This window comes from Pseudomonas oplopanacis, assembly GCF_057128725.1.
This window is the reverse complement of the sequence record NZ_JBSKHV010000007.1, coordinates 297723-321248: the sequence shown is the minus strand read 5'-3', so window position 1 is coordinate 321248 and position 23526 is coordinate 297723. Positions and strand designations below refer to the sequence as shown.

At 60.0% G+C, this 23526-nt stretch carries 22 protein-coding genes; 9 read left to right on the top strand and 13 right to left on the bottom strand.

Annotated features, from left to right (window positions below; translation table 11 throughout):
• Positions 1-130: 130 nt before the first annotated feature.
• The 5 genes from ACWKV5_RS16805 to pdxR form a co-directional block, all read right to left on the bottom strand.
• Positions 131-841 (bottom strand): ATPase, encoded by a 711-nt coding sequence (locus tag ACWKV5_RS16805; RefSeq protein WP_483842174.1) that lies wholly within the window; start codon positions 839-841, stop codon positions 131-133.
• A gap of 71 nt (positions 842-912) precedes the next feature.
• Complete coding sequence (locus ACWKV5_RS16800) at positions 913-1071, bottom strand: hypothetical protein (RefSeq protein WP_483842173.1); 159 nt, start codon at positions 1069-1071, stop codon at positions 913-915.
• Positions 1071-1484 carry a cupin domain-containing protein gene (locus ACWKV5_RS16795; RefSeq protein ID WP_483842172.1) on the bottom strand — a complete coding sequence of 138 codons (414 nt, stop codon included), beginning with the start codon at positions 1482-1484 and terminating at the stop codon, positions 1071-1073. The genes ACWKV5_RS16800 and ACWKV5_RS16795 overlap by 1 nt, the downstream gene beginning before the upstream one ends.
• Positions 1485-1648: 164 nt before the next feature.
• Positions 1649-1942 (bottom strand): antibiotic biosynthesis monooxygenase family protein, encoded by a 294-nt coding sequence (locus ACWKV5_RS16790; RefSeq protein ID WP_483842171.1) that lies wholly within the window; start codon positions 1940-1942, stop codon positions 1649-1651.
• A gap of 123 nt (positions 1943-2065) precedes the next feature.
• Positions 2066-3499: a MocR-like pyridoxine biosynthesis transcription factor PdxR gene (gene pdxR / locus ACWKV5_RS16785; RefSeq protein WP_483842170.1), complete on the bottom strand. Its 1434-nt coding sequence runs from the start codon at positions 3497-3499 to the stop codon at positions 2066-2068.
• 206 nt (positions 3500-3705) lie between these two features.
• On the opposite strand from pdxR, the gene ACWKV5_RS16780 reads away from it, so the two are divergent.
• From ACWKV5_RS16780 to ACWKV5_RS16770, 3 genes are all read left to right on the top strand, one after another.
• Positions 3706-4146 carry a carboxymuconolactone decarboxylase family protein gene (locus tag ACWKV5_RS16780; RefSeq protein WP_027923433.1) on the top strand — a complete coding sequence of 147 codons (441 nt, stop codon included), beginning with the start codon at positions 3706-3708 and terminating at the stop codon, positions 4144-4146.
• Positions 4147-4233: 87 nt separating this feature from the next.
• The gene (locus ACWKV5_RS16775) at positions 4234-5154 is read left to right on the top strand and encodes a LysR substrate-binding domain-containing protein (protein WP_483842169.1); all 921 of its coding nucleotides are present in this window, start codon (positions 4234-4236) and stop codon (positions 5152-5154) included.
• A 173-nt stretch (positions 5155-5327) separates the two neighbouring features.
• Complete coding sequence (locus ACWKV5_RS16770; protein WP_483842168.1) at positions 5328-5849, top strand: GNAT family N-acetyltransferase; 522 nt, start codon at positions 5328-5330, stop codon at positions 5847-5849.
• A 1-nt stretch (position 5850) separates the two neighbouring features.
• On the opposite strand, the gene ACWKV5_RS16765 is transcribed toward ACWKV5_RS16770, so the two are convergent.
• Complete coding sequence (locus ACWKV5_RS16765) at positions 5851-6543, bottom strand: aspartate/glutamate racemase family protein (protein WP_483842167.1); 693 nt, start codon at positions 6541-6543, stop codon at positions 5851-5853.
• A 77-nt stretch (positions 6544-6620) separates the two neighbouring features.
• On the opposite strand from ACWKV5_RS16765, the gene ACWKV5_RS16760 reads away from it, so the two are divergent.
• Both ACWKV5_RS16760 and ACWKV5_RS16755 read left to right on the top strand, forming a co-directional pair.
• Complete coding sequence (locus ACWKV5_RS16760; protein WP_483842166.1) at positions 6621-7217, top strand: helix-turn-helix domain-containing protein; 597 nt, start codon at positions 6621-6623, stop codon at positions 7215-7217.
• 69 nt (positions 7218-7286) lie between these two features.
• The gene (locus ACWKV5_RS16755) at positions 7287-7796 is read left to right on the top strand and encodes a hypothetical protein (protein ID WP_483842165.1); all 510 of its coding nucleotides are present in this window, start codon (positions 7287-7289) and stop codon (positions 7794-7796) included.
• A gap of 118 nt (positions 7797-7914) precedes the next feature.
• On the opposite strand, the gene ACWKV5_RS16750 is transcribed toward ACWKV5_RS16755, so the two are convergent.
• Positions 7915-8136: a cbb3-type cytochrome c oxidase subunit 3 gene (locus tag ACWKV5_RS16750; protein WP_483842164.1), complete on the bottom strand. Its 222-nt coding sequence runs from the start codon at positions 8134-8136 to the stop codon at positions 7915-7917.
• 15 nt (positions 8137-8151) lie between these two features.
• The gene (gene ccoN, locus ACWKV5_RS16745; RefSeq protein ID WP_483842163.1) at positions 8152-9579 is read right to left on the bottom strand and encodes a cytochrome-c oxidase, cbb3-type subunit I; all 1428 of its coding nucleotides are present in this window, start codon (positions 9577-9579) and stop codon (positions 8152-8154) included.
• 241 nt (positions 9580-9820) lie between these two features.
• Here ccoN and ACWKV5_RS16740 point away from each other — a divergent pair, with 241 nt between their 5' ends.
• The 3 genes from ACWKV5_RS16740 (at position 9821) to ACWKV5_RS16730 (ending at position 13033) form a co-directional block, all read left to right on the top strand.
• Positions 9821-11494, top strand: a complete 1674-nt coding sequence (locus ACWKV5_RS16740) for a nitrite/sulfite reductase (RefSeq protein ID WP_483842162.1) — start codon at positions 9821-9823, stop codon at positions 11492-11494.
• The gene (locus tag ACWKV5_RS16735) at positions 11491-11970 is read left to right on the top strand and encodes a DUF934 domain-containing protein (protein WP_483842161.1); all 480 of its coding nucleotides are present in this window, start codon (positions 11491-11493) and stop codon (positions 11968-11970) included. The genes ACWKV5_RS16740 and ACWKV5_RS16735 overlap by 4 nt, the downstream gene beginning before the upstream one ends.
• Before the next feature lie 94 nt (positions 11971-12064).
• Positions 12065-13033 (top strand): hypothetical protein, encoded by a 969-nt coding sequence (locus tag ACWKV5_RS16730; protein WP_483842160.1) that lies wholly within the window; start codon positions 12065-12067, stop codon positions 13031-13033.
• Between the two features lie 162 nt (positions 13034-13195).
• Here ACWKV5_RS16730 and ACWKV5_RS16725 read toward each other — a convergent pair whose 3' ends face one another.
• Complete coding sequence (locus ACWKV5_RS16725) at positions 13196-15550, bottom strand: tetratricopeptide repeat protein (RefSeq protein WP_483842159.1); 2355 nt, start codon at positions 15548-15550, stop codon at positions 13196-13198.
• Positions 15551-15765: 215 nt separating this feature from the next.
• Here ACWKV5_RS16725 and ACWKV5_RS16720 point away from each other — a divergent pair, with 215 nt between their 5' ends.
• A complete protein-coding gene (locus tag ACWKV5_RS16720; protein WP_483842158.1) occupies positions 15766-16437 on the top strand; it encodes a DUF3313 domain-containing protein in 672 nt (223 codons plus the stop codon).
• Between the two features lie 121 nt (positions 16438-16558).
• Here the strand turns inward: ACWKV5_RS16720 and ACWKV5_RS16715 are convergent, their stop codons facing one another.
• From ACWKV5_RS16715 to ACWKV5_RS16700, 4 genes are all read right to left on the bottom strand, one after another.
• Positions 16559-17554 carry a DUF3829 domain-containing protein gene (locus ACWKV5_RS16715; RefSeq protein WP_483842157.1) on the bottom strand — a complete coding sequence of 332 codons (996 nt, stop codon included), beginning with the start codon at positions 17552-17554 and terminating at the stop codon, positions 16559-16561.
• Entirely contained in the window at positions 17551-19173 is a 1623-nt protein-coding gene (locus tag ACWKV5_RS16710) for a J domain-containing protein (RefSeq protein ID WP_483842156.1), read from the bottom strand. The genes ACWKV5_RS16715 and ACWKV5_RS16710 overlap by 4 nt, the downstream gene beginning before the upstream one ends.
• 96 nt (positions 19174-19269) lie before the next feature.
• A complete protein-coding gene (locus ACWKV5_RS16705; protein WP_483842155.1) occupies positions 19270-21792 on the bottom strand; it encodes a fused MFS/spermidine synthase in 2523 nt (840 codons plus the stop codon).
• A gap of 102 nt (positions 21793-21894) precedes the next feature.
• A complete protein-coding gene (locus ACWKV5_RS16700; protein ID WP_483842154.1) occupies positions 21895-23484 on the bottom strand; it encodes an arylsulfatase in 1590 nt (529 codons plus the stop codon).
• Positions 23485-23526 lie beyond the last annotated feature (42 nt).

Below are 23526 nucleotides of genomic sequence, written 5' to 3'. Positions count from 1 at the left end.
CGCCCTGCTGAACGGGCAGAGCGAATACCAATCGAAAACCAGTTGAGGGCTTCCCCTCAACCATAGAATCTCCCACAGTTGACCGCGTACCCCTGTGGGAGCGAGCCTGCTCGCGAAGGGGCCTTAAGCCTCAATACAACTTCCGGCCCGAATTACTATCCAGCATCGACACTTTATCTGTCGAGCTGGTCAATAAATTACTGAGCGACTGGTCAAACTTCTGCAGTGCCCTAACTTGCACGTTCTGCTGCTCGTTAATATCCGCCACTATCTCTGAACTAGGCTTAAAGTCCGCCCAAAGAGGCGTCAGCGCTTTCGCGTCATGCCCTTGTGCAGTGCCAATATAGTTGAGATTAGAGTCGTAAAAGTCTGCGCTGACATCCGCCGCTAAATCCGAACTGCGCGAGGTCATCAACTGGCTGCGACTGTCGACAATCGCCACCACGTCCGGTTTCGCCGCCTTGAGGCTTTGCATGTCCGGGTACACCGTGACCGAGCCGAACTGGCGCTGCAACGAGGCCTTGACCCAATCCACGGCCAGGTCAGGCTTGGAAGTGGCGACGAAGGCGTCATGAATCGGCTGGACCAACAAACTCTGGCCGAAACCGGTGCCTGCGTTGGCCTGGTAATCCTGCAGGTAGGCGCGATTGGTCTGGGTGTTTTGGCTGTAGATGATGCCCAACGACACGTCATGGCCATTAGGAATGCTCGTGGCGTTGCTGCGGCCAACAGGCGCGGTAAAGATGCCGTCCAGCGAAGAGACCGCAGTTGGGGCGGTGGGGATCGAGCAGCCTGTTAAAACAACCGTCATCGTCAAGGTACTGACAAGCGCAAGTTTCATGGTGTTACTCCCGTGAAACAACTTGAAGTCGTGAAGTTTAAGTGCCGGTATTGCCCGGCGGTGATTCCAGACTAAACCTGTCTTTGCTGAATTAAATAACCAATAAGTGGGCTTATAGGCAGGCCAATAGTTTTATTTGGTTTAAACAGGGGCGTTTGATTGCTTCCAGAAATAAAAAGGCCCGAAATCGAAGTTTGGGCCTTTTTATTTATAGCTGTACGTTCAGCCATCAGTTTTCCAATGGGATCAACACTTTCTCATCAGGCGACAACACCATGAACACCAACAATTTGGCGGGCTTAGTGGCGCTGGCGTTTTTCGAGACCAGATGTTCCGATCCTGCCGGCTCGTACCAGTATTGGCCGGCCTTGTAGGTGATCGCTTTTTCACCCTTCACCTGAGAAGTGATCGAGCCGGAAATCACGTACGCCATGGCCGTGCCTTCATGCTTATGGGCAATCGAGGATTGGCCAGGCTTGTAGTCGACTTCGATCATCATGGCTTTTTTGCCGGGGACGTTTTTCAGCAATTCGTCCTGCAGCACCGTGACCTTTTCTGAAGGGCCTTCGTGGGCGAGCGCGCTGACTGAAGCGGTCAGGGCGAGGACAGCGAGCGGGGCAGCAAGGAAACGCAAAGCTTTCATGGTTCATTACCTGCGGTGGTTATCGTCAGCAACAACGATAGTCCGCAGGGTGGGCCAATCAAACAGCCAATATTCGCGAAGGTGAGGGGACCAATCCAGTCCAATCGATGAGCCCCTGTGGCGAGCGAGCTCGCTCGGCACAGGGATAGCTGCTACAGGGTGTTCTAGCGGATCGGGAAGCTGTTGAAATCCACGGCGTTCGCCAGTTGATTGTCAATCAGGCCGATAAAGCCCTGGACTTCCGGGCAGTTGAAATGCGAGTGCATCGCCGCTTCCGATTGCCAGCGCGAGCTGACGGTCCAGCGGTTGGTGTCCTCGGGGCAGCGGTCGACCATATAGGAGTCGCAGCCCGGTAGTTCGCGCAGGGTTTCGACAATCTTTTGCAGTTGCTTGCCCAGTTCATCCGAGCGGCCGGCGGCGGCTTGTACCTGTACGGTATTGATCACTTCGTTGGACATTGCCCACACTCCTGAATCAGGCCGGACGAATCCTGCTCATTGAGGGATAACGCTTAGGCAGGATAGGCCTGCAACGCCGGACCGCCAATAGCCAATCGCCCGGTAAAGGCCCAGACCAATCCGTCAGGCCACCTGCTGCAAAATGTCGCGCAGACGATCCAGGGCGGTGTCTATGTCCAGCGTGTCAATGGCACCAAAACCCAGCAAAAGCCCGTCCTGTGGCGCTTGCTGAAAGTAAAAGGCCTCGATCGAATAGAGCCCGACTTCGACCTTTTTCGCCAGTTCAATCACCAGGGCCAGATCGATAGGCAGTTTGCACATCACCACCATGTGGAACCCGGCCGTGGTCGGCACTGGCTCGAACCACGGCGACAGATCTCCCGCCATGCGCGCCAGGATGCGTTCGCGACGCCCGGCATAGATCGTGTGGCAGCGGCGGATATGCTTGAGCAGGCAGCCTTCGGCGATGAATTTGGCCAATGCCCACTGCGGCATCGTCGACGTGTGCAGGTCGGTGAGTTGCTTGGCGCGGATCACCGCTTCGAGAATCGCCGGCGGCAAAATCGCATAGCCGAGCCGCAATTCCGGCAGCAAGGTTTTCGAGAAGGTCCCGACGTACGCGACGATCCCGCGCTCATCCATGCTTTGCAGCGAATCGGTTGGGCGACCTTCGTAGCGAAATTCGCTGTCGTAATCGTCCTCGATGATGATCGCGCCCAGTTCATAAGCGCGTTCCAGCAGCGCCACCCGGCGTTCCTGGCTCATCGGCAGGCCGAGCGGGAACTGATGGGACGGTGTGACGTAGATCAGCCGCGTGCCGAGGGGAATTTTGTCGACCTGAATGCCTTCTGCGTCCACCGGCACACCGATTACCGTGGCACCGTGCGAACCAAACAACAGGCGTGCCGGCGGGTAACCGGGGTCTTCCATGGCGACGATGCTGCCGGGCCGCGTGATCACCCGGGAAATCAGGTCCAGCGCCTGTTGTGCGCCATTGCACACCACCACGTCTTCGTCCTGGCAATTGACCCCGCGCGAGAACGCGATGTGCCGGGCGATGGCGTTGCGTAGCGCCGGCAGGCCCTCGGGCAGGCTGTAGAAGCCCTTGGAGCCGGCGATCTGGCGCAAGGCATGGGAGGTGCAGCGACGCCAGTCATCCTGCGGGAACTGGCCCTTGCTGGTGGCGCCGCCAATGAAGTCATAACGCAACGAGCCTTCCAGCGTCGGATGCCGCAGGAACACCGGCAGCTTGCGCCACGATTCGATGACCTCAAAACTCGCCAGCTCGGAATGGCTCTGTTTGCGGACGATTTTCGAGGGCCGCGCATTCACGTAAGTGCCTTTGCCGATCACCCCGGTCAGGTAGTTTTCGTAGGTCAACTGCGCGTAGGTGTCGGAAATGGTCTTGCGCGAAATCCCCAGCTGTTCGGCCAGCAAGCGGCTGGGCGGCAGCTGTGTCCCGGCGGCGAGGCGCCCGGATTCGATGGCGCTGCGCAACTGGTTGTACAACTGGCCCGTCAGGTCCTTGCGGCCGTTGATGACAACATGAAGTTCCATACCGGCGGGGCTCCTGCAGCGGTTGAGGCGCGTGTGCGTCGCGCCAGATTACCCGCATGCGCGGCCGTGCAGAAGTTGCGCAGGTGAAAAACCCGGGATTGGACTGGCGCCGAGTGGTCCACGGTTATTTCGCAGAATTGGATCTGTCGCGCCGCGGCCTCGACGGCTACCGTGAAATACACATCATCGCGTCACGAGGTCGCCCCATGAGTTCCCGCCTGGATTACTACAGCGCGTCGCCCAAAGCGATGAAAGCGATGATTGCCATGGAAGCCTTGACCAGCAACCTCAGTATCGAGCCTGCGTTGCTGCACCTGATCAAGATCCGCGCCTCGCAGCTCAACGGCTGCGCCTTCTGCACCGACATGCACTCGGTGGACGCACGGCGCCTGGGCGAGACCGATCGGCGCTTGTATTCAATCGTTGTGTGGCGCGACAGCGGCTTCTTCAACCCTCGGGAGCGGGCGGCGCTGGCCTGGACCGAAGCGGTGACGCTGCTCTCTGAGAGCCATGTGCCGGATGACGTTTTTGCACTGGCGAGGGAGCAATTCAGCGAAGCGGAGCTGGTCGATTTGACGATTGCCGTGACCACCATCAACAGCTGGAATCGCCTGGCGGTGAGTTTTCGGCAAACCCCTGGCGGCTGAATCGATTATCCGCGTCCGGTGTCACATCAGGTTCATAAACGCTGCGCAGGATGAGGTTTTCAAGGATCGATCGACAGGGAGTCACAGATGTCATTGATGGAATCCACCTATGCTGCCGGCATCGACCCGGTGCTGGCGCAATCCTTCCGGGTGAGCGCCCGTTGCGGGTGCTTCATGCAGGCCGCCCGCAGCCTCAATATCAAATCCACGCAGCTACGCAAACACTTGGCGCAGCTTGAGTCGCAATTGCAGTGTTCGCTGTTCAATCACCAGGACAATGGCCTGGCCCTGAGTCGTGAAGGCTTGGCGCTTCAGGCGCAGCTGATCGCGCTGGCCCATGAGCGCGATGCGCCGGTGATCGAACAACCGTTGATTCGCCTGGCGGTGGCCGAGTCGATCCTGCATGACATTCTCGGCCGTGATCTGGTCGCCTTGTTGCGCCGCAACGCCAGCGTGCGACTGGACATCATCACCCTCGACAGTGAACTGAGCCTGCAAGCGATCAGCGCCGATGTGGTGCTGTGGCTGGCCGGTACGGATTCGCCGCTGCCGGGGCCGAGTTTTGCGGTCAGCGAGCCGCAGCGACTGGCGCGTCTGGAGTACCTGCCGCACATCGCCAAACGCTATTCACGGGTCGCGGCGCGGCCAGACAGCCTCGATGATCTGGCCGACTTCATGCTTGTGCAGTGGCAGCATGACCGTCAGGTCGAGAGTTTTCGGCCGTGGAACAGCGTGGTAGATCAGCGTCTGGCCGGCGTGGTGCAGTTGCATTCCTACGAACTGATGCTGGAGATGATCCGCTGCAGTGCCTGTATCGGGTTGCTGCCACGCTACATCAGTCAATTCGACCGCGGTTTGATTGCGTTGCCTGAACTGTTCGAACAGCCGATGCAGCGTCAGGTGTGGATGGCGGTGAATGCCGACACCCAAGGTCAGGCCGACGTGCAGATGATCGTCGAACTGATCCACAACACCTTCAACGAACGCCGGGAGTGGTTCGAAGGTTAACAACGATCAAAAATGTGGGAGCGAGCCTGCTCGCGAAAGCGGTGGATCAGTCACATCAATACTGCATGTGCCGCCGCCTTCGCGAGCAGGCTCGCTCCCACATTGGTTCTCGCCATGCCGAAAGAATGCGTTGTATCGTAAGCGGCCATGTCTGCATCAAGGATGAATCACCCATGCCCGTCACCGAACCGGTCATCACCCTCGAACGTTTCAGCGAAGCCCACATCGACGGCGTCACCGCGCTCTACAACGATCCGGCGATTACCCGTCAGGTCCTGCAAATGCCGTTTCAATCCACCGAGATCTGGCGCCAACGCCTGGCCTCGGATAACGAGCGCCTGGTGAAACTGGTCGCGCTGCATCAGGGCACGGTCATCGGCAACATTGGCCTGGAACAGTTCTCGCGGATCCGCCGCAGCCATGCCGGCAGTATCGGCATGGGCGTCGCGGTGGCTTGGCAAGGCAAAGGCGTGGGTTCGACGCTGTTGGCGGCGGTGCTGGACATCGCCGACAACTGGATGAACCTGCGACGGGTCGAGCTTTCGGTGTACGCCGACAACGAAGCGGCCATCGGTCTGTACCGAAAGTTCGGTTTCGAGACCGAAGGCCTGTTCCGTGACTACGCCGTGCGTGACGGCCGACTGGTCGACACCTTGAGCATGGCGCGTCTGCGTCGCATGCCCAACGCCGATTGACTCAGTCGCCCAGTGCAAACGCCACCGCCGCCTGCGCATGCAGTTCGGTGGTGTCGAGCAGGGGCAGGGCGCTGTGCTCGGGTTTGATCAGCATGCCGATCTCCGTGCAACCGAGGATGATCGCCTGGGCGCCGCGCCGGGTCAGCGATTCGATCACCTGCTGATAAACCTTGCGCGACGTTTCGCTGATCACCCCGACGCACAACTCGTCGTAGATGATCCGGTGCACGGCGTTGCGTTCCTCGGCTTCGGGCACCAGTACCGTCAAACCCATCGCGCTCAGGCGATCCTTGAGAAAATCCTGCTCCATGGTGAACGCGGTCCCGAGCAACCCGACCTTCAGCGCACCGGCATCGACGGCTGCCTGACCGGTCGGGTCGGCGATGTGCAGGAACGGAACCGTGATCGCGGCTTGAATCTGCCCGGCCACCTTGTGCATGGTGTTGGTACACAGCACCACACACTCGGCGCCGCCGGCTTCGAGCCGCCGCGCCGCATCCACCAGAATCGCCGCCGCATCGTCCCAGCGCCCGGCATGCTGGGCCTGTTCGACAGGCCCGAAGTCGACGCTGTACATTAGCAACTGCGCCGAACGCAACGGCCCGAGCCGGTCACGAACCTGCTGGTTGATGAGGCGATAGTATTCGGCGCTGGACTCCCAGCTCATGCCGCCGATAAGGCCGATGGTGCGCATGCGGTGCTCCCTGTGAAATGGCTAACCTAGCGAGAGTATCCCGTGGATCTTGACGGTCATCTATCAGGAAATTTCACATGCCCGGTGTGCTGGCGTTCACGCCGGTGGGTGTCGAGGTGTTTTCCGAATCGGCGAACGGTGGCGAATACCTGTTGCTGCGTCTGGATGAGCAGTTTGCGGATGAGATGCTGCCAGCCGTCAGCCAGCGTGTTGAGTCAGCCGGTGATCGACGGGCGCTGACGTTGGCGCGTGAGATCCGACGCCTGTTGCTCACCCCTCAACCTGATCTGATGGCGCTAGAACAAACAGCCCTGGGCCTGATTGACCAGGCGCCTGTGAGGACGCAACACGGACCTGACGCCAAAGCGTTCGCCCCGGTGCTGGATCAGATCGCCGAACAGTTCCATGAACCGCTGACGCTGGACCAATTGGCCGCCACTTACGGGCACAACGAGCTGCGTTTTCTGCGCGACTTCACCCGGGTCATGGGCCTGACACCGCATGCGTATCTCGTTGAGGTGCGCCTGCAAGCCGCCCGACGGATGATCGAACACACGGACCTGCCGTTGGCCAGCATCGCCCTGGACAGCGGTTTCGCCCATCAGTCGCACATGGGCAGCATTTTTCGCAAACACCTGGCCATGACTCCCAGCCAATACCGCTCGCGCTTTTAGTCGTACGTCGGCGGCCTGCATCTGCCATGCTCAATGTCCGCAGCACCGCTCCAACAAAGGAACACCGCAATGGACGACGTACAACAACTGGGCGAAATGCTTCGCCACTACGCAGAAAGCGAAGCGCACAAAAAGCAGACGTTCGAGTCGCAATCGGCGCTTTGGGCGACGCGTATCGGTGGGCTGTTCGATCAGATCCAGCAGTGGCTGGAACCGGTCCAGGCGCCGCACCTGCTGGAAGTGAGCCGCGAGGCGTATGTGGCTTCGGGGCCGAGCGTGCCGGTGGAGACGTCGCCGTTCAAGACCGAGAAACTGTCCATTGTCATTGCCGGCAAACCGGTGGAGTTCGTGCCGGACGTGATGGGCACTGGCGGTCAGATTTCCCTGGCGGTGATGGGGCTGACGGCTGCGCGCTATGGCAGCGTTTCGTTGGTGTGCCTGCCGCCGTCGACCAGTTGGCAGTGGCGCAAGACCAATGGTTTGAAAGACCCGGACACGTTTGCGTTTGATGCGAACTTCCTGGCGCAGCAGTTGCAGAGCCTGATCCCGCGTGATCGCGGCCAGGTCCTCCCGGACTGACCCAAAACCCCTTGTAGGAGCGGGCTTGCTCGCGAATGCGGTGTGTCATTCAACATTAATGGTGACTGATACACCGCATTCGCGAGCAAGCCCGCTCCCACATTGGTTAGGGGGTGGGTTAGATTTTTAGGTTGCCCCAGCCAGGCTTTGTCTCTTCGGGTGCGACTGCCTTCACCTTCTTCCCGGTGGCCAATTCCACCCGCCGCGCCACCTCGGGATCATTGGCAAACGGAATCAGACTGGCATCCTCCAGGCTCTGCGTTGTCTCCCGCTTCAGGCAATACTCAACCCCGAGCCAAAGCCCCAGCACCGCCATCACATTCAATAGCACTTCAAACATTTCGGGCTCCTTGCCTCAGGCAATCTGCGCTTCGCGTTCAGCCATCGTCACGTCCGCAACGCGCACTGTGCGCCAGGTGTTGTAGGCCATCAACAGCATGCCGCTGAGGAAGAACACGCCGCCGGTAAAGCGCACCACATACCCCGGATGGCTGGCCTGCAAGGCTTCGACGAAGGAATACGTCAGCGTGCCGTCGTCGTTGATCGCGCGCCACATCAGGCCTTGGGTGATGCCGTTGACCCACATCGAGGCGATGTACAGCACGGTGCCGATGGTCGCCAGCCAGAAGTGCGCGTTGATCAGGCCGATGCTGTGCATCTGCTCACGGCCAAAGACTTTCGGCACCATGTGGTAGACCGCGCCGAAGGTAATCATCGCCACCCAACCGAGTGCCCCGGCGTGGACGTGGCCGATGGTCCAGTCGGTGTAGTGGGAGAGGGCGTTGACCGTCTTGATCGCCATCATCGGCCCTTCGAAGGTCGACATGCCGTAGAAGGCCAGGGACAACACGAGGAAGCGCAGGATCGGGTCGGTGCGCAATTTATGCCAGGCGCCCGAGAGCGTCATCATGCCGTTGATCATCCCGCCCCAGCTCGGCGCCAGCAGGATCAGCGACATCGCCATGCCCAGCGACTGCGCCCAGTCGGGCAGCGCGGTGTAGTGCAAGTGGTGTGGGCCGGCCCAGATGTACAGGGTGATCAGTGCCCAGAAATGCACAATGGACAGGCGATAGGAATACACCGGCCGTCCGACCTGTTTCGGCACGAAGTAGTACATCATCCCGAGGAACCCGGTGGTCAGGAAAAAGCCCACCGCGTTGTGGCCGTACCACCACTGCACCATGGCGTCGGTCGCCCCGGAATACACCGGATAGGACTTGAACCAGCCCACCGGGATCGACAGGTGGTTGACCACGTGCAGCATGGCGATCACCACGATGAACGCGCCGAAAAACCAGTTGCCGACGTAAATGTGCTTGGTCTTGCGCTGCACCACGGTGGTGAAGAACACGATGGCGTAAGCGACCCAGACCACGGTCATCCACACCGCGCCGCTGAATTCGATCTCGGCGTATTCCTTGGTGGTGGTGTAGCCCAGCGGCAGGGTGACCAGCATGACCACGATCACCGATTGCCAGCCCCAAAACGTGAACGCGGCGAGGGTGTCGGAGTACAGCCGCACCTGGCAGGTGCGCTGCACCGCGTAGTAACTGGCGGCGAACTGCGCGCTGCCGGCAAAACCGAAAATCACCAGGCTGGTGTGCAGCGGACGCAAGCGGCCGAAGGTGGTCCACGGCAGGTCGAGGTTCATCTCGGGCCACACCAGTTGCGAGGCGATCCACACCCCCATCGCCATCCCCACGACACCCCAGACAATGGTTGCCACGATGAATTGGCGGACGACCTTGTAGTTATAGGCCTGTCCGAATGTTGCTGTGCTCATGGTCAATGCTTCCACGGTTGCAAAGTCTTGCACTGTAGAAACCCCGTCGAAAACAAAACAGACTCAGGAAAACTTCATTTATGCGGATCAGATATGAGGCAACCCCGCGGCCATCTACCACTGCCTGATACGGTTTTTTAGCGCTCAGGTGAATCTGTAACGCGCTGCGCCGCAGGTTCATAGTCCCCCTCACAAACGGTAATCGACCGCAGAGCCCGATCCACCCTGATGAGGACGCCACATGTATCAGTACGATGACTATGACCGGGCCCTGGTCTTCGAACGGGTTGCGCAGTTTCGCGATCAGGTCGAACGCTTCATGGCCGGTGAGTTGAGTGAAGAGGAGTTTCTGCCGTTGCGTTTGCAGAACGGTCTCTACCTGCAAAAACATGCCTACATGCTGCGCGTGGCGATTCCGTATGGCACGTTGAGCGCGACGCAACTGCGCACGCTGGCGAGCATCGCCCGCGATTACGACCGCGGCTACGGCCACTTCACCACGCGGCAGAACATGCAGTTCAACTGGATCGAACTGGCCCAGGTGCCGGACATCCTCGAACGCCTGGCCGAGGTCGAAATGCACGCGATCCAGACGTCCGGCAACTGCGTGCGCAACATCACCACCGAAGCGTTTGCCGGTGTCGCGGCGGACGAACTGCTGGACCCGCGTCCCCTCGCCGAAATCCTGCGGCAGTGGTCGACCATCAACCCGGAATTCCTGTACCTGCCCCGCAAGTTCAAGATCGCCATCTGCTCGGCGGAGCAGGACCGGGCAGCGATCATGATGCATGACATCGGCCTGTACCTTTATCGCGATGACGATGGGCAGATGCTGTTGCGGGTAATCGTCGGTGGCGGCCTGGGGCGCACGCCGATCCTTGGCGTGCAGATTCGCGAAGGCTTGCCGTGGCAGCATTTGTTGTCCTATGTCGAGGCGGTGTTGCGGGTCTACAACCGCTACGGTCGACGGGACAACAAGTACAAGGCGCGAATCAAGATCCTGGTCAAAGCCCTGGGGATCGAAGCTTTTGCCAAGGAAGTGGAGGAGGAGTGGCAGCACCTCAAGGACGGTCCGGCGCAGTTGACCGAGGCTGAATATGAGCGGGTCGCCAATGCCTTTGTGCCGCCGGATTATCGCTCGCTGTCTGACGTCGACCTCGCGTTTGGCACGCGCATGGCGGACAACCCGGCCTTCGCCCGTTGGGTCTCGCGCAACGTTCAGCCGCACAAGGTCGCGGGTTACACCAGTGTGGTGCTGTCGACCAAACCCGGCATCGCCTCGCCGCCGGGTGACGTGACGGACGCGCAAATGACGGCGGTGGCCGAGTGGTCCGAGCGGTTTGGTTTTGGCGAGATTCGCATCGCCCATGAACAGAACATCGTGCTGCCGGACGTGCCCAAGGCTGATCTCTACGCGCTGTGGTGCCTGGCGGATGAGCAGGGGCTGGGCTGCGCCAACATCGGTTTGCTCACCGACATCATTGCCTGCCCCGGTGGCGATTTCTGTGCGCTGGCCAACGCTAAATCGATCCCGATCACCCACGCCATCCAGGCGCGTTTCGAGGACCTGGATTACCTTCACGACCTGGGCGACATCAGCCTGAACATCTCGGGTTGCATGAATGCCTGCGGTCACCACCACATCGGCAACATCGGCATTCTGGGCGTCGATAAAAACGGCAGCGAGTGGTATCAGATCACCCTCGGCGGCAGCCAGGGCAAGAACAGCGCACTGGGCAAGGTCATCGGCCCGTCCTTCAGTGCATCCGAAGTGCCTGAGGTCATCGAGCGCATCGTTCACACCTTTGTCAGCTACCGCGAGAGCGAAGAACTGTTCGTCGATACCTTGCAACGCATTGGACTGGAGCCGTTCAAGGAGCAGGTGTATCCAAAAGTGCTGGAGGAATCGGCATGAACAATCTGCTGCGACTGGAGGAGGGTGTGGCGCGAATTGTGGCTGACGATCCGTGGTGGCTGGTCAGAAACCCGGAGGACGATTTGCCTGCGGGTTCGCTGATTTTGCCGTTGAGCCGCTGGCTGAAAAATCCCTTCGGGCATGCTGTGTGGCTTGGGCCCGACGATGAAGTGGAAAGCCTCAAGCCGTGGATGCCAATACTGCCGTTGATCGCCCTGGATTTTCCGAACTTTCGAGACGGTCGCGGTTACAGCCAGGCGTACCTGCTGCGCACTCGCCTGGGCTGGACCGGCGAACTGCGCGCAGTCGGTGATGTGCTGCGCGATCAACTCAGCCACATGCGCCAATGCGGCTTTGACAGCTTTGCGGTGCGCGAAGACAAATCGGCCGAGGATGCGTTGAAAGGGTTGGCGGGGATGAGCGTGTTGTACGGTCGCTCGGTGATTGAGCCACGACCGTTGTTCAGACGACGCTGAATTGCTGCTACAGGGTGTGTTATAGCTTGGGGCAATGATGGCATTTTGGTAGAGTTCGCGACTTTCAGGGAGCAAGTGAAGAAAGGAGTCGGGTGTGAGTGCGGGTAAAAAGATTTTAGGGTTGATATCGCTACTGCTGATGCTGGCCCTGTGGGCCTGTTACGGTTATGTGTTCAAGGACAACCGCGACGGGCTGTTGGGTGGCGCCTTCGACAGCACGGCCTGGTGCGGCACACCACCGGCCAGCGATGGCGCAGCGATGGGCAAGGATCAACTGACCCTGCGGATCACCAACAACCTGCGCGGCGAGTTCATGCTCAGCGGCGCGATAGTGGTTTCCGAACGCACGTTCAACCGCTACGACCTGGCCCGCAACGAGCTGCGCCTGCGTCTGGAGCCCTTGCAATGGTCGTACGGCGTCACGCCGGTCTTCCTTGAACAGGTCAAGGTCCAGCCACTGACGCGTAACCTGTCATCGCTGAACAAGAGCGCTTATGCCGAACTCGACCCCCGCCCCATTGGCGTGCAGGGGCGGGCGGCGGACTTCCCGTTCGACACCTACCGCTACGGCTATAAACCGGTGCTGTATTACCTCAAGGGTAACGATCGTATCGACCTCAAGTTCAAGCACATCACCACCAGCATGGAGATGTCGAACACCTTCACGCCGATCCAGAAGTACAACCGCGCGGAATACATCAACGAGAAAAACTCGCTGGCGCGTGAGGAAGACTACAAGCCTTATGCCGCCAATGAGTGTGCGTTCAGTGTCGAGCGCAAGGGCTCGTTCAAGATGATCGTCTTGATGTTGCTGCTGGTGATCGGCCTGCCGTTGCTGCATGTGTTTTATCGCGATGAACCGGGCATCGACTTTCTGGCGACGCTGGTCTGTATCGGGGCGATTCGGGTGTTGCTGGTGGGGCCGCTGAATGACTTCCAGTTGTACAAAATCGACTTTTTGTTTGCGGGAGTGATTTTGCTGGTGGGCACGGTGTCGCTGATCAAGGCGATGCGGGCCAACAGTCGGCGGGAGTTGGCGTTGAAGAGTGGTTCTTCGTGGTAGGACGAGGGCGGTCTGCAAGGACTGGCAAATAACCTGTGGCGAGGGAGCTTGCTCCCGTTGGGGCGCGAAGCGGCCCTGAAAGCAGCGACTGCTGCGCAGCCGAGCGGGAGCAAGCTCCCTCGCCACAAAGTGTTCGGCTTCCAGTTATTGGGAGCCGGTCATTTATTTCAACGCCGGATCTCCCATGTTCATTTTCTTCCAGCCCTGCAACAGCACCTGAGCTTTCGGTTCCTGGCCGTTGTCCAGGTAGTACTGGATCAACGACAGCCGCGCATTGCGGTTGGCCGGTTGTACTTTGAGCAAACGTTCCAGCACTTCGCAGGCCTCTTCAACCTTGCCCTTGTCATGCAACGCCACGGCCAGTACGTAGCCGTATTGCGCGTTCTGCGGTTCCAGTTGTGCGGCTTTGCGCAGCGCCGACATGGCCTGATCCGACTTGCCCGCGCGCACCAGCGACAAGCCCTGGGTGTGCTGCAACAACGCGGCATCCGGGTGGTCTTTTAGCCCTTGAGCCATCAGCGCTTGCGCCTCCTGGCGACGGCCATTGGCTTCCAGCCATTGCACCAGCGTCACCAGCGCCGGGTAGAAATCCGGATCGCGCTTGAGCGCCGTGCCCAGGTAGGCTTCGACCTGGTCGTTACGGCCGCTCGCCTGGTAGAGCATCGCCAGGTTGAGGTTGGCTTCAGCGCGTTCCAGCAGGCTCTTCTGTGCCGCTTCGTACTCGGCAATCGCCACGTTCCAGTTCGCCTGGGCAGCGCCCAAACCATTGCGAGCGGCACCCAGCAGGTCCCGGGCTGCGGCAATGCGCACGGCCATCACCGGGTCTGTCAGCAACGGCGTCAACAGCGGCGCCCGCTCAGGTGGCGGCAGGAACGCGCTGATCGCGCGCACCGCACTTTCACGCACCTGTGGCGCGGGATTGCTCAGGTCCTTGGTGGCCAGTTTCAACGCCTGTTCACTCGGGTACAGCGGCAATTCGGCGAGCAGGGTGGCCCGCTGAATCGCCGGCAAGTTGCTGCGTTGCAGTTGCTCATACAAGGCTTGCGCCGCGCCGGGCTGGCCGTTGCGAATCAGCCACAGGCTTTCGTCGTAACGCGGAGCCTGTGCGGTCGGTGCGCTGTTCCACAGTTTGAATTGTTCGGTGACTTTGTCGCCGTCCTTGCCCAAGTGACAGGTGAGGCAGGCATCCGGGGTGCCGAGTTTTTTCGCCCGCTCAGGGTTGGGAACGCTGAAACTGTGGTCATGCCGCAAGTCATTGCCCATGTAGAACTTGCCGGGCATGTGGCAATCCACGCACTGCGAACCGGGCTGGCCCATGGTGTGGCGGGTGTGCTCGATGGAATCGTAGTTTTTTGCCTGCAGGCCTTTGCCGTCGACGCCTTCCACCGGCGTTTTACCCGCGGTGTTGTGGCATTGCAGGCAAACGCCGTTGCCCGGCGCCTTGAGTTCGGTGCTGTGCGGGTTGTGGCAGTTGCTGCAGCGCACGCCCTTGTCGAACATTTTGCTTTGGGCAAAAGAGCCGTGTTCAAACACCTCGTCCTTGATCTTGCCGTCCAGCGCATACAACTCGCGAGTCAGGGGGCTCGGCAGGTAGTCATCCATCAGGCGTTTGCCGACGGTGTAGCCATCGCTCAGCGGTGCACGGCGTGAATGGCAGCGGGCGCAGGTTTCGATCTCGACCGTTGCGTTCTTGTCCTTGAGGTCGACGGCAAAACCGGCATGAATCAAATCACCTTTTTTCGCCGTCCATTCCAGGTGATTGGAGGCCGGGCCGTGGCAGGCCTGGCAGCCGACGCCGAGGCTGTTCCATTGGCTGTCGAAGGTGTTTTTCGCCGCATCGAAATTGCGTTTGAAGCCGGTGGTATGGCATTCGACGCACATGAAGTTGGCGTTCTGGCTCGGTTTGCTCCAGTGCAGCGGGTTCTTGAAATTCACCCCCTGGCCCGGATAGAGGTGGAACCAGCGGTGCTTTTCGGTATCCCAGGCCACGCCCAAGGGTTGCAAGCGACCTTCGCCAACCTCGATCAAGTACTGCTGCAACGGCGCGATGCCGAAGGTATAGGCCACTTTGAAATCGGCGTTCTTGCCATCGATACCTGGCGTGTTGACCCAGAAGCCGTCGTCCTTGCGCGAAAAAACAGTGGTCTCGTTTTCCGCTTTGAAGGTGACGTTATTGAAGTCGCCCAGCATCGTCTCGGCATTGGCTGCCTGCATCGCCAATTGGTGATGGGAGCCTTTCCAGTCCTTGACCTGTTCGCTGTGGCAGCCCTGGCATTGTTGCTCATCGACCATCTTCGCCGGGGCCAGCGCGACCGGTTGCGGTTTGGCCGGTTGCGCGACAGGGCCAGCGACGGCAGCGGGTTTCAGCGGTGCCGGCGTGCTGCTGAGCAGAAACCAGCCGATGCCGATGACCGCCAACAGCAGTGCACCGATGGTCACGGGAAAGAGGTAGCGATTAATCAGGTTCGGTGGCGAATCAGGGTTGGGGTTTGTTGCTTTATTTTTATGTTTCGGCATTGCGACTTCCGTAGTCCAGGTGCGTTTGCCTTGAGGCGCGCGATCAAGCTGGGTGCAGCTTTGCTGGATGCCGGGCGTCTGTCAAATGACCGTTGCGAGAGAGTTCGCAGCGTTAGATGAAATGTGTGTTTTTTTTGAGTTTTTTATCGCGAAATGCCTATGACTCCAACCGCCTTTGCACTAGGGTGGTCGCCCTTAAAAACAGGAGTTCAAGCATGAAGCTTGCGTTAATGATGAGCACGTTGTGCATCGCCACAATCGCGGTGACAGGGTGTGCGAGCAAGGTCGTCGAGCCGGAGCAGTATTCCGGGTTCCTCAAGGATTACAGCCAGCTCCAGGAAGCCAAGTCGCCGTCCGGCGCGACGGTGATGCGCTGGGTCGATCCTGCGCTGGATATCAGCAAGTTCACCAGCGTCTATATCGAACCGACCCAGCTCTATCCGGCACCCCAGCCTACGGTAAAAATCCCCCAGGCCACGCTGAGCGGGATCACCGGTTATTACGACCAGGCGCTGAAGCGTGAAATGGCCAAGTCGCTGCCATTGGCCGCCGGCCCTGGGCCGGGTGTGATCGTGGTGCGTGCCGCCATTACTGCGGTCAGCAGCAAGACCGAAGGTTTGAAACCTTACGAAGTGATCCCGATTGCGTTGGTTGCCGCAGCCGTGAGCACCGCCAGCGGTATTCGTGATCAGGAAACCGATCTCGCCACCGAAGCAGCGTTCCTTGATGGCGGCAGCAATAAAGTCATCGCCCAGGTCGTGCGCAAGGGCACCGGCAAGCCGCTGGAAAACGATGCGCAGGTGATGAAGGCGGACGATGTCAAAGGCGTGATGGATGGCTGGGCGTCGGATTTGAATCAGTCGTATTTGAAGATCAAATCCAAATAATGTGCTGTGGCTGATGGCCTCTTCGCGAGCAGGCTCACTCCTACAGGGGGTTTTTGGTGTCCACAGCTCCAGTGTGGGAGCGAGCCTGCTCGCGAAGGCGGCCTGACAGCCGCCACATTCCTCAGTAATCCACACGCGCCATCCGGTTGTAATGGCTGACCAGCGAATCATACCCACGGGTCACAGCATGAAAGTCATCGCTCAATCGCAGAGGTTCTGCCTTGTCCTGCCAGTCTTTGTGCAAGGTATTCAAGGCATCGAGGTACTTCTGGGCAGGCCCGGTGATGTGGCCCCAGAGGTAGCGCGGTACTTCGTTGCGTTTTCTCGTTTCGGGTAACTCTGCATGGTCGAATTGCTGGCGGTAATCCCAGGCCCGTTGCAGCTCTGCGGTGGTCAAGGCCAGCGCCTGTGGGGAAAGATTGCGGTTTTTGACCCCCTCAGTGACCACGTTCAGTGTGTCCTTGGCCTGAATCATGTAATCCAGCAGGTACCAATGAATGTCTTTGCCATGGCGCGCTTCGATCAATTTCAGCTGCTCGCGTCGCTGTTCAAGGTCCAGCGTTTCGACGCGGTGTCTCAACACCGCGGAGGCCAAAAGGTAGGCGTCAGCCCTGGGCTGAAACTGCACGGCGAATTCGGGCGGTAATTCATAGGTGGGCTGTGAGAAAACCGGTTGCTGGTAAAAACGGATTTTCAGCGTGAGAGGCGTCACGCGTTCCAGCGCCTGCACGTAGTCGTCTGTCAGCGTCACCAGCGACGTTTCGTAGCCGAGGATCGAGAGTCTCTCGCTGATTTTCGGCGAACAGACATCCCTTTGTGCCTCGTTCACGGTAGTGGCAACGCCATCGTCGAAATCACGTTGGTTGGCCATCCAGTTCTGAACGGGTTCCCCGAGTTGCGGCGGTGACGTGTAACGCTCGTACGCGAGGTGCCATTGCACGTCGATCCGATTGATGCAGTTGATGATCGGGCTCAAGGCATTGGCTTGCGCAGTGACGGGCGCATCATGCTTGTCCAGCCACAGGTCGAACAGGGTCAGGGGCTTTCCGGACCCGATCATCCCCAGGGTAATCACGCCCCAGAATATCCCCACAGGGAACAACCATTCCCGAGTCATCGTTCGGCCTCCTTGCCGTACCACTGTTCCATCGTGGCCGGTGCGGCGCATTCGCTGGCACTGGCCGGCATGCGGCTGCACAAGCGTTCTGTCCATGGTTGCAGGCCCTGATTGCGATTGACCGTGCCTTGACTGGAAATCACTTTGAACACACCCAACAACGTCACCAGCAACAAAATACCTGCACCTGCAAGGCTGCGTTTGATCCAGGGACTGGAGGGCTGCCAAGAGACGCGCAGTGTGCCATCGTACCGGCGCATCAGACCCACACCCACCAGCGTGGCGACGTAAACGCCACTGCCGATCAGGCCATATACCTTGCCAATGCCCGCAGCCATTACGGTGCAAGGCAACAGGTCACGCAGTACGCCAAACGGTGGCGGGTTAAACCCGGGCAACAGGTACGCACTGAGTCGATCATCCAGCAACCACACACGATGCGCCAACTGATGCATCAGCCAGTGCAGTACCCAGCCGCCGGCTGAAAAAATGACTGACCAGAACACCGCGACGCCGATCAAGCTTCCGAGGCGTTCGCCATCGGGGGCGTATAGAACAAAGCTACCGATCAAGCACGCGAGAACGATGCCCAGGTAGATCGGCCAGCTGTCGACGGTGTGTTCCCATTCGCGCCAGAAGAACGGCGTGCCGCCGGGCATGGCTTCGCAGATTTTTGGGAGGTTGGCGTACAACGCTGAGCTCAGCTGACGGCACTGCGCCCAATCCTCTTCGCGCAGGCGTCGGGCGAACGCCCGGCGTTGACTGAAACTGCCCGGCGCCAGCAGCAGGTGAGCGGCGCGATGCTCGGGGGTGGCGGTCGGTTGTGTGGCCAGGTTTTTTTGCGTTGCGAGGAAGATCGGCGCTTCGTGACGGTCCATCAGGCGCTGCCATTCGGCTTTCGGACAGGGGCTGGCGGGCCCGGCATGCCAGCCTTGCCCGGTTGAAACCGCTTCAAAAATCGTCGATGACCAGAAACGGCTGTCCAGCAATAACTGGCTCAGCAGGTCGTTAAACCACTGGCGATGGTGCTCGCCCTTGAGCCATTGATGGCTGAAACACTGAGCATAGGTTTGCAAAAAAACTTCGGCGTCTTCTCGTTCAAGTGCCTCGCGCAAATAATGCGTGATGCCTTGACGCTGCTGCGCCAACAGCTGCTCGATCTGCTCCTCGTCGAGTTCCAGACGTTGCCAGGCGCTGAACCAGTGGAACGTCTCGATCGCCCATTCCAACAGGGCTTTGGATGTGTCGGGATGCTCGACGCAATGACGCAGCACCTCGTCTTCCATGACATCCAGCGCGCCGTGTTGGAGGGCCAGGGCATGGCGTTGCTGCAACTCACCGAGGCTGACGCCGTTGAGCGAACGCGTGACCTGTTGCAGCACGTCGATTTGTGTCCCGGACAGATCGGTCAGGTCCCACGACGCTTCTTCACGCGGGTCCTGCTCACTGAACTGTTCCCATTCCTTGGCATTCAGCGCGTGTTCATAAGCCTCGCGCAGGCGCTGAAATCCCTCGGGGTCTTCATCCGGGCGCGTCTGTTTGAGCAGGGCGGCGTATTGGCGTTTGATGGTGCGCGTGTCGGCGTCGGCCGACAGGCCCAGGACGGTCCAGCAACTCATTGGGGGTGCAGCTCCATGAAATCCCGCGACGCGATACAGTGATGGCTATATGATTCTGCGCACCCTACCTGTTTCGCGTCGAAATGTCTTCGGGGCTTACGTGCCGTCGCCGACAAACCAGCGGTAATACGGATTACCCCCATCACCCATCATCACTTCACGAATATCCCTGGCCCAGGCATCCCGATCACCGTCATACGCGTGCAGACTCGCCCGATAGAACTGCATCAGGCGCTGCTGATGGGCGTTCATGCGTTCGATGAAGCCATCGTCGGCATTCAATAACGGTATCGGCTGACGCAAATCCAGCAGGGCCGGCAGCACGCGGCTGATTTCCTTGGCGCGTACCCACGGAGCGTATTCGATCCGTGGCTGATCATCGGTCACCGGCAGCGCATCGGCGGCAAACCGTTCCAGCCCGGCGCGGTCGGTCACCCACGTGGCAAGCAATGCCGCGGCTGAACCGACGCCCACATCTTGCATCGTGCTGCGCACGGATTCCTGCTGGAACCGTTGGCTGATCTTCGCCGCGTCCAGTTCGACAGGTTCCAGAGAGCCCACCAGCAGCATCTCGTGGAACTCGCTGGTCCACAGCGTGGCGTAGGGGAAAACGTCGAGGAAGCTGCGCACCAGCGAGCGCGAATCATCAATGTTCTGGGTCGGCAACGGCAGCCATTGCGCGACCAGGCCTTTCTTCTCCAGACGGCTGGCGGCCAGTTGGTAGAAATCCCGCGAATACAGATTCACCACGCCGGCGGCGGAGGGTGGTGGCGGTTCGAGGGTGATCAAGTCGTAATTCTGCGGGCTGCGCAGCAGTTCCTGGCGGCCGTCGCGCAAGCGCACATCCACCGTCGGGTCGGCGGCGGCATTGAAGTTGCCTTTGAACAACGGTGCGGCTTTGACCACCGACGGCAACAACTCGGCGACCACGCGATGTTCCAGCCCCGGATAGCGGGTCAGGGCGCCAGCGGTGATGCCGGTGCCAAAACCGATCACCAGCGCCGAGCGCGGTTCGCCGTTGTGGATCAGCAGTGGCAACAGCGCCTGAATCCGCATGTAACGCAGCGATGGCATGGCATCGCCGGTGTTGGACACGCCCTGGATATACAGGCGTTGGAAGGTCTTCGGCCCCTTGCCCTGTGTGACCACGGCCACCGTGCCACCGCGGCCTTCTTCGTAAAACGCCAACGTACCGTTGCGGGCACCGGGCAGCAGGCTGGCGAGTTTGTCGACCGGTGTGAACACCGCCACGACCACCGACAACAGGCCGAGGGCGACCACAGCCTGACGCCGGCCTTTCTTGACGTGATGCCCTTTACGTACCGCGAAATAACCGATCCCGGCAGCGACAATCGCCAGCAGACCCAGGGTGTGCACCAGTCCCAGCAGCGGGATCAGCAGGAACCCGCAGAGCATCACGCCGACAATCCCGCCCAGCGTGTTGAACGCAACAACGGCCCCGACATCCTTGCCGACGTGGTCATGGCCCACGCTCAGGCGCAGCGCCAGCGGAAACGCCGCGCCCAGCAACACGGTCGGAACGAACACGATGCTCAGCGCCGCCACGGCGAACCGTGCGCTCATGCCCATCAACTCGCTGGCGCCCATGGCCAACACGGCGATTTCGGCCTGGGATTGCACATACACCAGCCAGCGCCCGAGAAAGGCCACTTCCAGCAACGCGATCAGGCCGGCGCCGGCAATCAGCAAGCCAAACACGCCCCAGGGATCACGAATGCGATCAACCCGACGAGCCAGCAGGGCGCTGCCGAGGAACAAGCCGGTGAGGTAGGTCGCCAGCACTACGGCAAACGCATAGGTGCGGGTGCTCATGAATTGCACGATGGATTGCGACCAGACCACTTCGTAGCCCAGCGCCACACCACCCGCGATGGAATACAGCCACAGCGCCAGGCGATCCGGCGCTTTGGCCACGTGGTGTTTGACCGGGGCCTCTAGCGGCGCCGGGCGATGGCGTTGAAACCACAGCGCACCAGCGGCGGCCAACAGGTTCAGCATTGCGGCGGCCAAGGCACTGCCGCGCACGCCGAGGGTGGCGATCAGCACGAAGGCCGCGAGGAGGGTCCCGGCAATCGCGCCGGCGGTGTTGGCGGCATAAAGTTGGCCGCCAGCCTTGCCCAGGTATTGCGGGTCACTGGCCAAAGAGCGAACCAGTACCGGCAGCGTGCCCCCCATTAACAGCGCAGGAATGCCCACCAGCGCAAACGGCAAGACCCATGCGGCGAGTCCGATATGCTGTTCCAGCCAGGCGAATGGACTGGCCGCCATGCTCATCGCAAAGGTCGCACCGACGCCCAGCACCGCCACCAATACTTCCAGCCCCGCGTACAGCAGAACCGGTTGCTGCAAGCGATCAGCCCAGCGGCCGAACAGCAATCCACCCAGGGCCAGCCCGGCAAAAAACGCGCTGATGCCCGTGGTGATCGCATACACCTCGACGCCCACCACCAGCGACAACTGCTTGATCCACAGCACCTGGTACACCAGCGCGGCGGCGCCGGAGACGAACAGCAGCAGGGCGGGAATCAACAGGGCCGGGGACGCGACGGTGTGCGGGGCAGGTAGGGTCGACGACTTGCTGGCGACACGTGAGGACATTGCGGGTTGCCTTGTTCCGATTCAATAAAGCCTGTGACCTTGCTGGCCTCATGCTGAAAATAAGTCCGCTCGCCGGTGAAGGCGAGCGGCGGTCACGCGATCTTACTGTGCAGGCTGTGCAGCTTTCATTTTTTCAGCGATCTTCGCATCTACCGCAGCACGGATCTGGTCAACACTGAAGCTGGCCGGTTTCTGGCTTGGCGGGTACTCGATGAAGGTCTGCAGGAATTGCGCAGACTTGGTCACCGCTTGTGCGACCAGGTAAACGTTTTTGGTGGTCCAGTCGTAATACTGATCGGAAACGATGTCGGCGCGTTCATACGGGTCCATGCGCAGGTTGAAGATTTTCGGTACGCGCAGGCACACGAATGGTTCGCTCCAGACCTTGAAACCGCCTGGTGCGCGTTGCTCGCAGAACACGGCTTTCCAGTTATCCCACCGCATCGACACCAGCACGCCGTCGTCGTTGAAGTAGTAGAACTCCTTGCGCTCGCCTTTAGGCTGTTGACCCGTCAGGTAAGGCAGTTGGTTGTAGCCGTCCAGGTGCACTTTGAAGTTGGCGCCACCGGAAACCGGTGCCCAGCCCTTCAGCAGCTTGTCTTTCACACCGGTATCGCCAGCCGCCGCCAGCAGGGTCGGGAACCAGTCCATGCCCGAGAACATCTCGTTGGACACTTCACCGGCCTTGACCTTGCCCGGCCAGCGAATCATCGCCGGTACGCGGTAAGCACCTTCCCAGTTGGAGTTCTTCTCGTTACGGAACGGCGTGGTCGCCGCGTCCGGCCAAGAGAACTGGTTCGGGCCGTTGTCGGTGGTGTAGACGACGATGGTGTTGTCGGCGATTTTCAGGTCGTCGAGGGTCTTCAGCAGTTTGCCGACGTCGCCGTCGTGTTCCAGCATGCCGTCCGCATATTCGTTGCCGGGCATGCCGCTCTGGCCCTTCATCGATTCGCGTACGTGGGTGAACAAGTGCATGCGGGTGGTGTTCATCCAGACAAAGAACGGTTTGTCCGCCTTGGCCTGTTTCTCGATGAATGCCTGAGCGGCGGCGGTGGTTTCGTCGTCGATGGTTTCCATGCGCTTGGTGGTCAAGGCGCCGGTGTCTTCGATCTTGCCGTCAGCGAAGCTGTGGATCACGCCGCGCGGGGAGTTGGCCTTGACGAACTCAGGGTCGTCTTTGGGCCAGTACGGACGCTCAGGCTCTTCTTCGGCGTTGAGGTGGTACAGGTTGCCGAAGAACTCGTCGAAACCGTGGTTGGTCGGCAGGTATTCATCCTTGTCGCCCAAGTGGTTCTTGCCGAACTGGCCGGTCGCATAACCCTGGGACTTAAGTGCCTGGGCGATGGTGATATCGCGCTTTTGCAGACCGACCGAGGCACCTGGCGCGCCGACTTTCGACAGCCCGGTACGCAGCGGCGTCTGGCCAGTGATAAACGACGAGCGTCCGGCCGTGCAGCTGTTCTCCGCATAGTAGTCGGTGAACATCATGCCTTCTTTGGCAATCCGGTCGATGTTCGGCGTCTTGTACCCGACCACGCCCATCGAATAGGCACTGATGTTGGTCTGGCCGATGTCATCGCCGAAGATCACCAGAATGTTGGGTTTTTCAGCGGCCCCGGCGGTTGCCGAAATCGCCATGACCGAGGCCGCCACGAGGGCGAGCTTCGGTAGCCATTTGTGTATGCGAGTCATCTGACCTGCTCCTTTTACTCACTTGCGTCGCCTAATGCGACA

Coding starts and splice junctions, on each gene's coding strand:
- ACWKV5_RS16790 (WP_483842171.1), bottom strand. CDS start 1,942: ATGTCCAACGAAGTGATCAATACCGTACAGGTACAAGCCGCCGCCGGC.
- ACWKV5_RS16800 (WP_483842173.1), bottom strand. CDS start 1,071: ATGGCTGAACGTACAGCTATAAATAAAAAGGCCCAAACTTCGATTTCG.
- ACWKV5_RS16775 (WP_483842169.1), top strand. CDS start 4,234: ATGTCATTGATGGAATCCACCTATGCTGCCGGCATCGACCCGGTGCTG.
- ACWKV5_RS16705 (WP_483842155.1), bottom strand. CDS start 21,792: ATGTCCTCACGTGTCGCCAGCAAGTCGTCGACCCTACCTGCCCCGCAC.
- ACWKV5_RS16715 (WP_483842157.1), bottom strand. CDS start 17,554: ATGACTCGGGAATGGTTGTTCCCTGTGGGGATATTCTGGGGCGTGATT.
- pdxR (WP_483842170.1), bottom strand. CDS start 3,499: ATGGAACTTCATGTTGTCATCAACGGCCGCAAGGACCTGACGGGCCAG.
- ACWKV5_RS16770 (WP_483842168.1), top strand. CDS start 5,328: ATGCCCGTCACCGAACCGGTCATCACCCTCGAACGTTTCAGCGAAGCC.
- ACWKV5_RS16795 (WP_483842172.1), bottom strand. CDS start 1,484: ATGAAAGCTTTGCGTTTCCTTGCTGCCCCGCTCGCTGTCCTCGCCCTG.
- ACWKV5_RS16755 (WP_483842165.1), top strand. CDS start 7,287: ATGGACGACGTACAACAACTGGGCGAAATGCTTCGCCACTACGCAGAA.
- ACWKV5_RS16740 (WP_483842162.1), top strand. CDS start 9,821: ATGTATCAGTACGATGACTATGACCGGGCCCTGGTCTTCGAACGGGTT.
- ACWKV5_RS16750 (WP_483842164.1), bottom strand. CDS start 8,136: ATGTTTGAAGTGCTATTGAATGTGATGGCGGTGCTGGGGCTTTGGCTC.
- ACWKV5_RS16765 (WP_483842167.1), bottom strand. CDS start 6,543: ATGCGCACCATCGGCCTTATCGGCGGCATGAGCTGGGAGTCCAGCGCC.
- ACWKV5_RS16725 (WP_483842159.1), bottom strand. CDS start 15,550: ATGCCGAAACATAAAAATAAAGCAACAAACCCCAACCCTGATTCGCCA.
- ACWKV5_RS16780 (WP_027923433.1), top strand. CDS start 3,706: ATGAGTTCCCGCCTGGATTACTACAGCGCGTCGCCCAAAGCGATGAAA.
- ccoN (WP_483842163.1), bottom strand. CDS start 9,579: ATGAGCACAGCAACATTCGGACAGGCCTATAACTACAAGGTCGTCCGC.
- ACWKV5_RS16710 (WP_483842156.1), bottom strand. CDS start 19,173: ATGAGTTGCTGGACCGTCCTGGGCCTGTCGGCCGACGCCGACACGCGC.
- ACWKV5_RS16700 (WP_483842154.1), bottom strand. CDS start 23,484: ATGACTCGCATACACAAATGGCTACCGAAGCTCGCCCTCGTGGCGGCC.
- ACWKV5_RS16760 (WP_483842166.1), top strand. CDS start 6,621: ATGCCCGGTGTGCTGGCGTTCACGCCGGTGGGTGTCGAGGTGTTTTCC.
- ACWKV5_RS16735 (WP_483842161.1), top strand. CDS start 11,491: ATGAACAATCTGCTGCGACTGGAGGAGGGTGTGGCGCGAATTGTGGCT.
- ACWKV5_RS16720 (WP_483842158.1), top strand. CDS start 15,766: ATGAAGCTTGCGTTAATGATGAGCACGTTGTGCATCGCCACAATCGCG.
- ACWKV5_RS16805 (WP_483842174.1), bottom strand. CDS start 841: ATGAAACTTGCGCTTGTCAGTACCTTGACGATGACGGTTGTTTTAACA.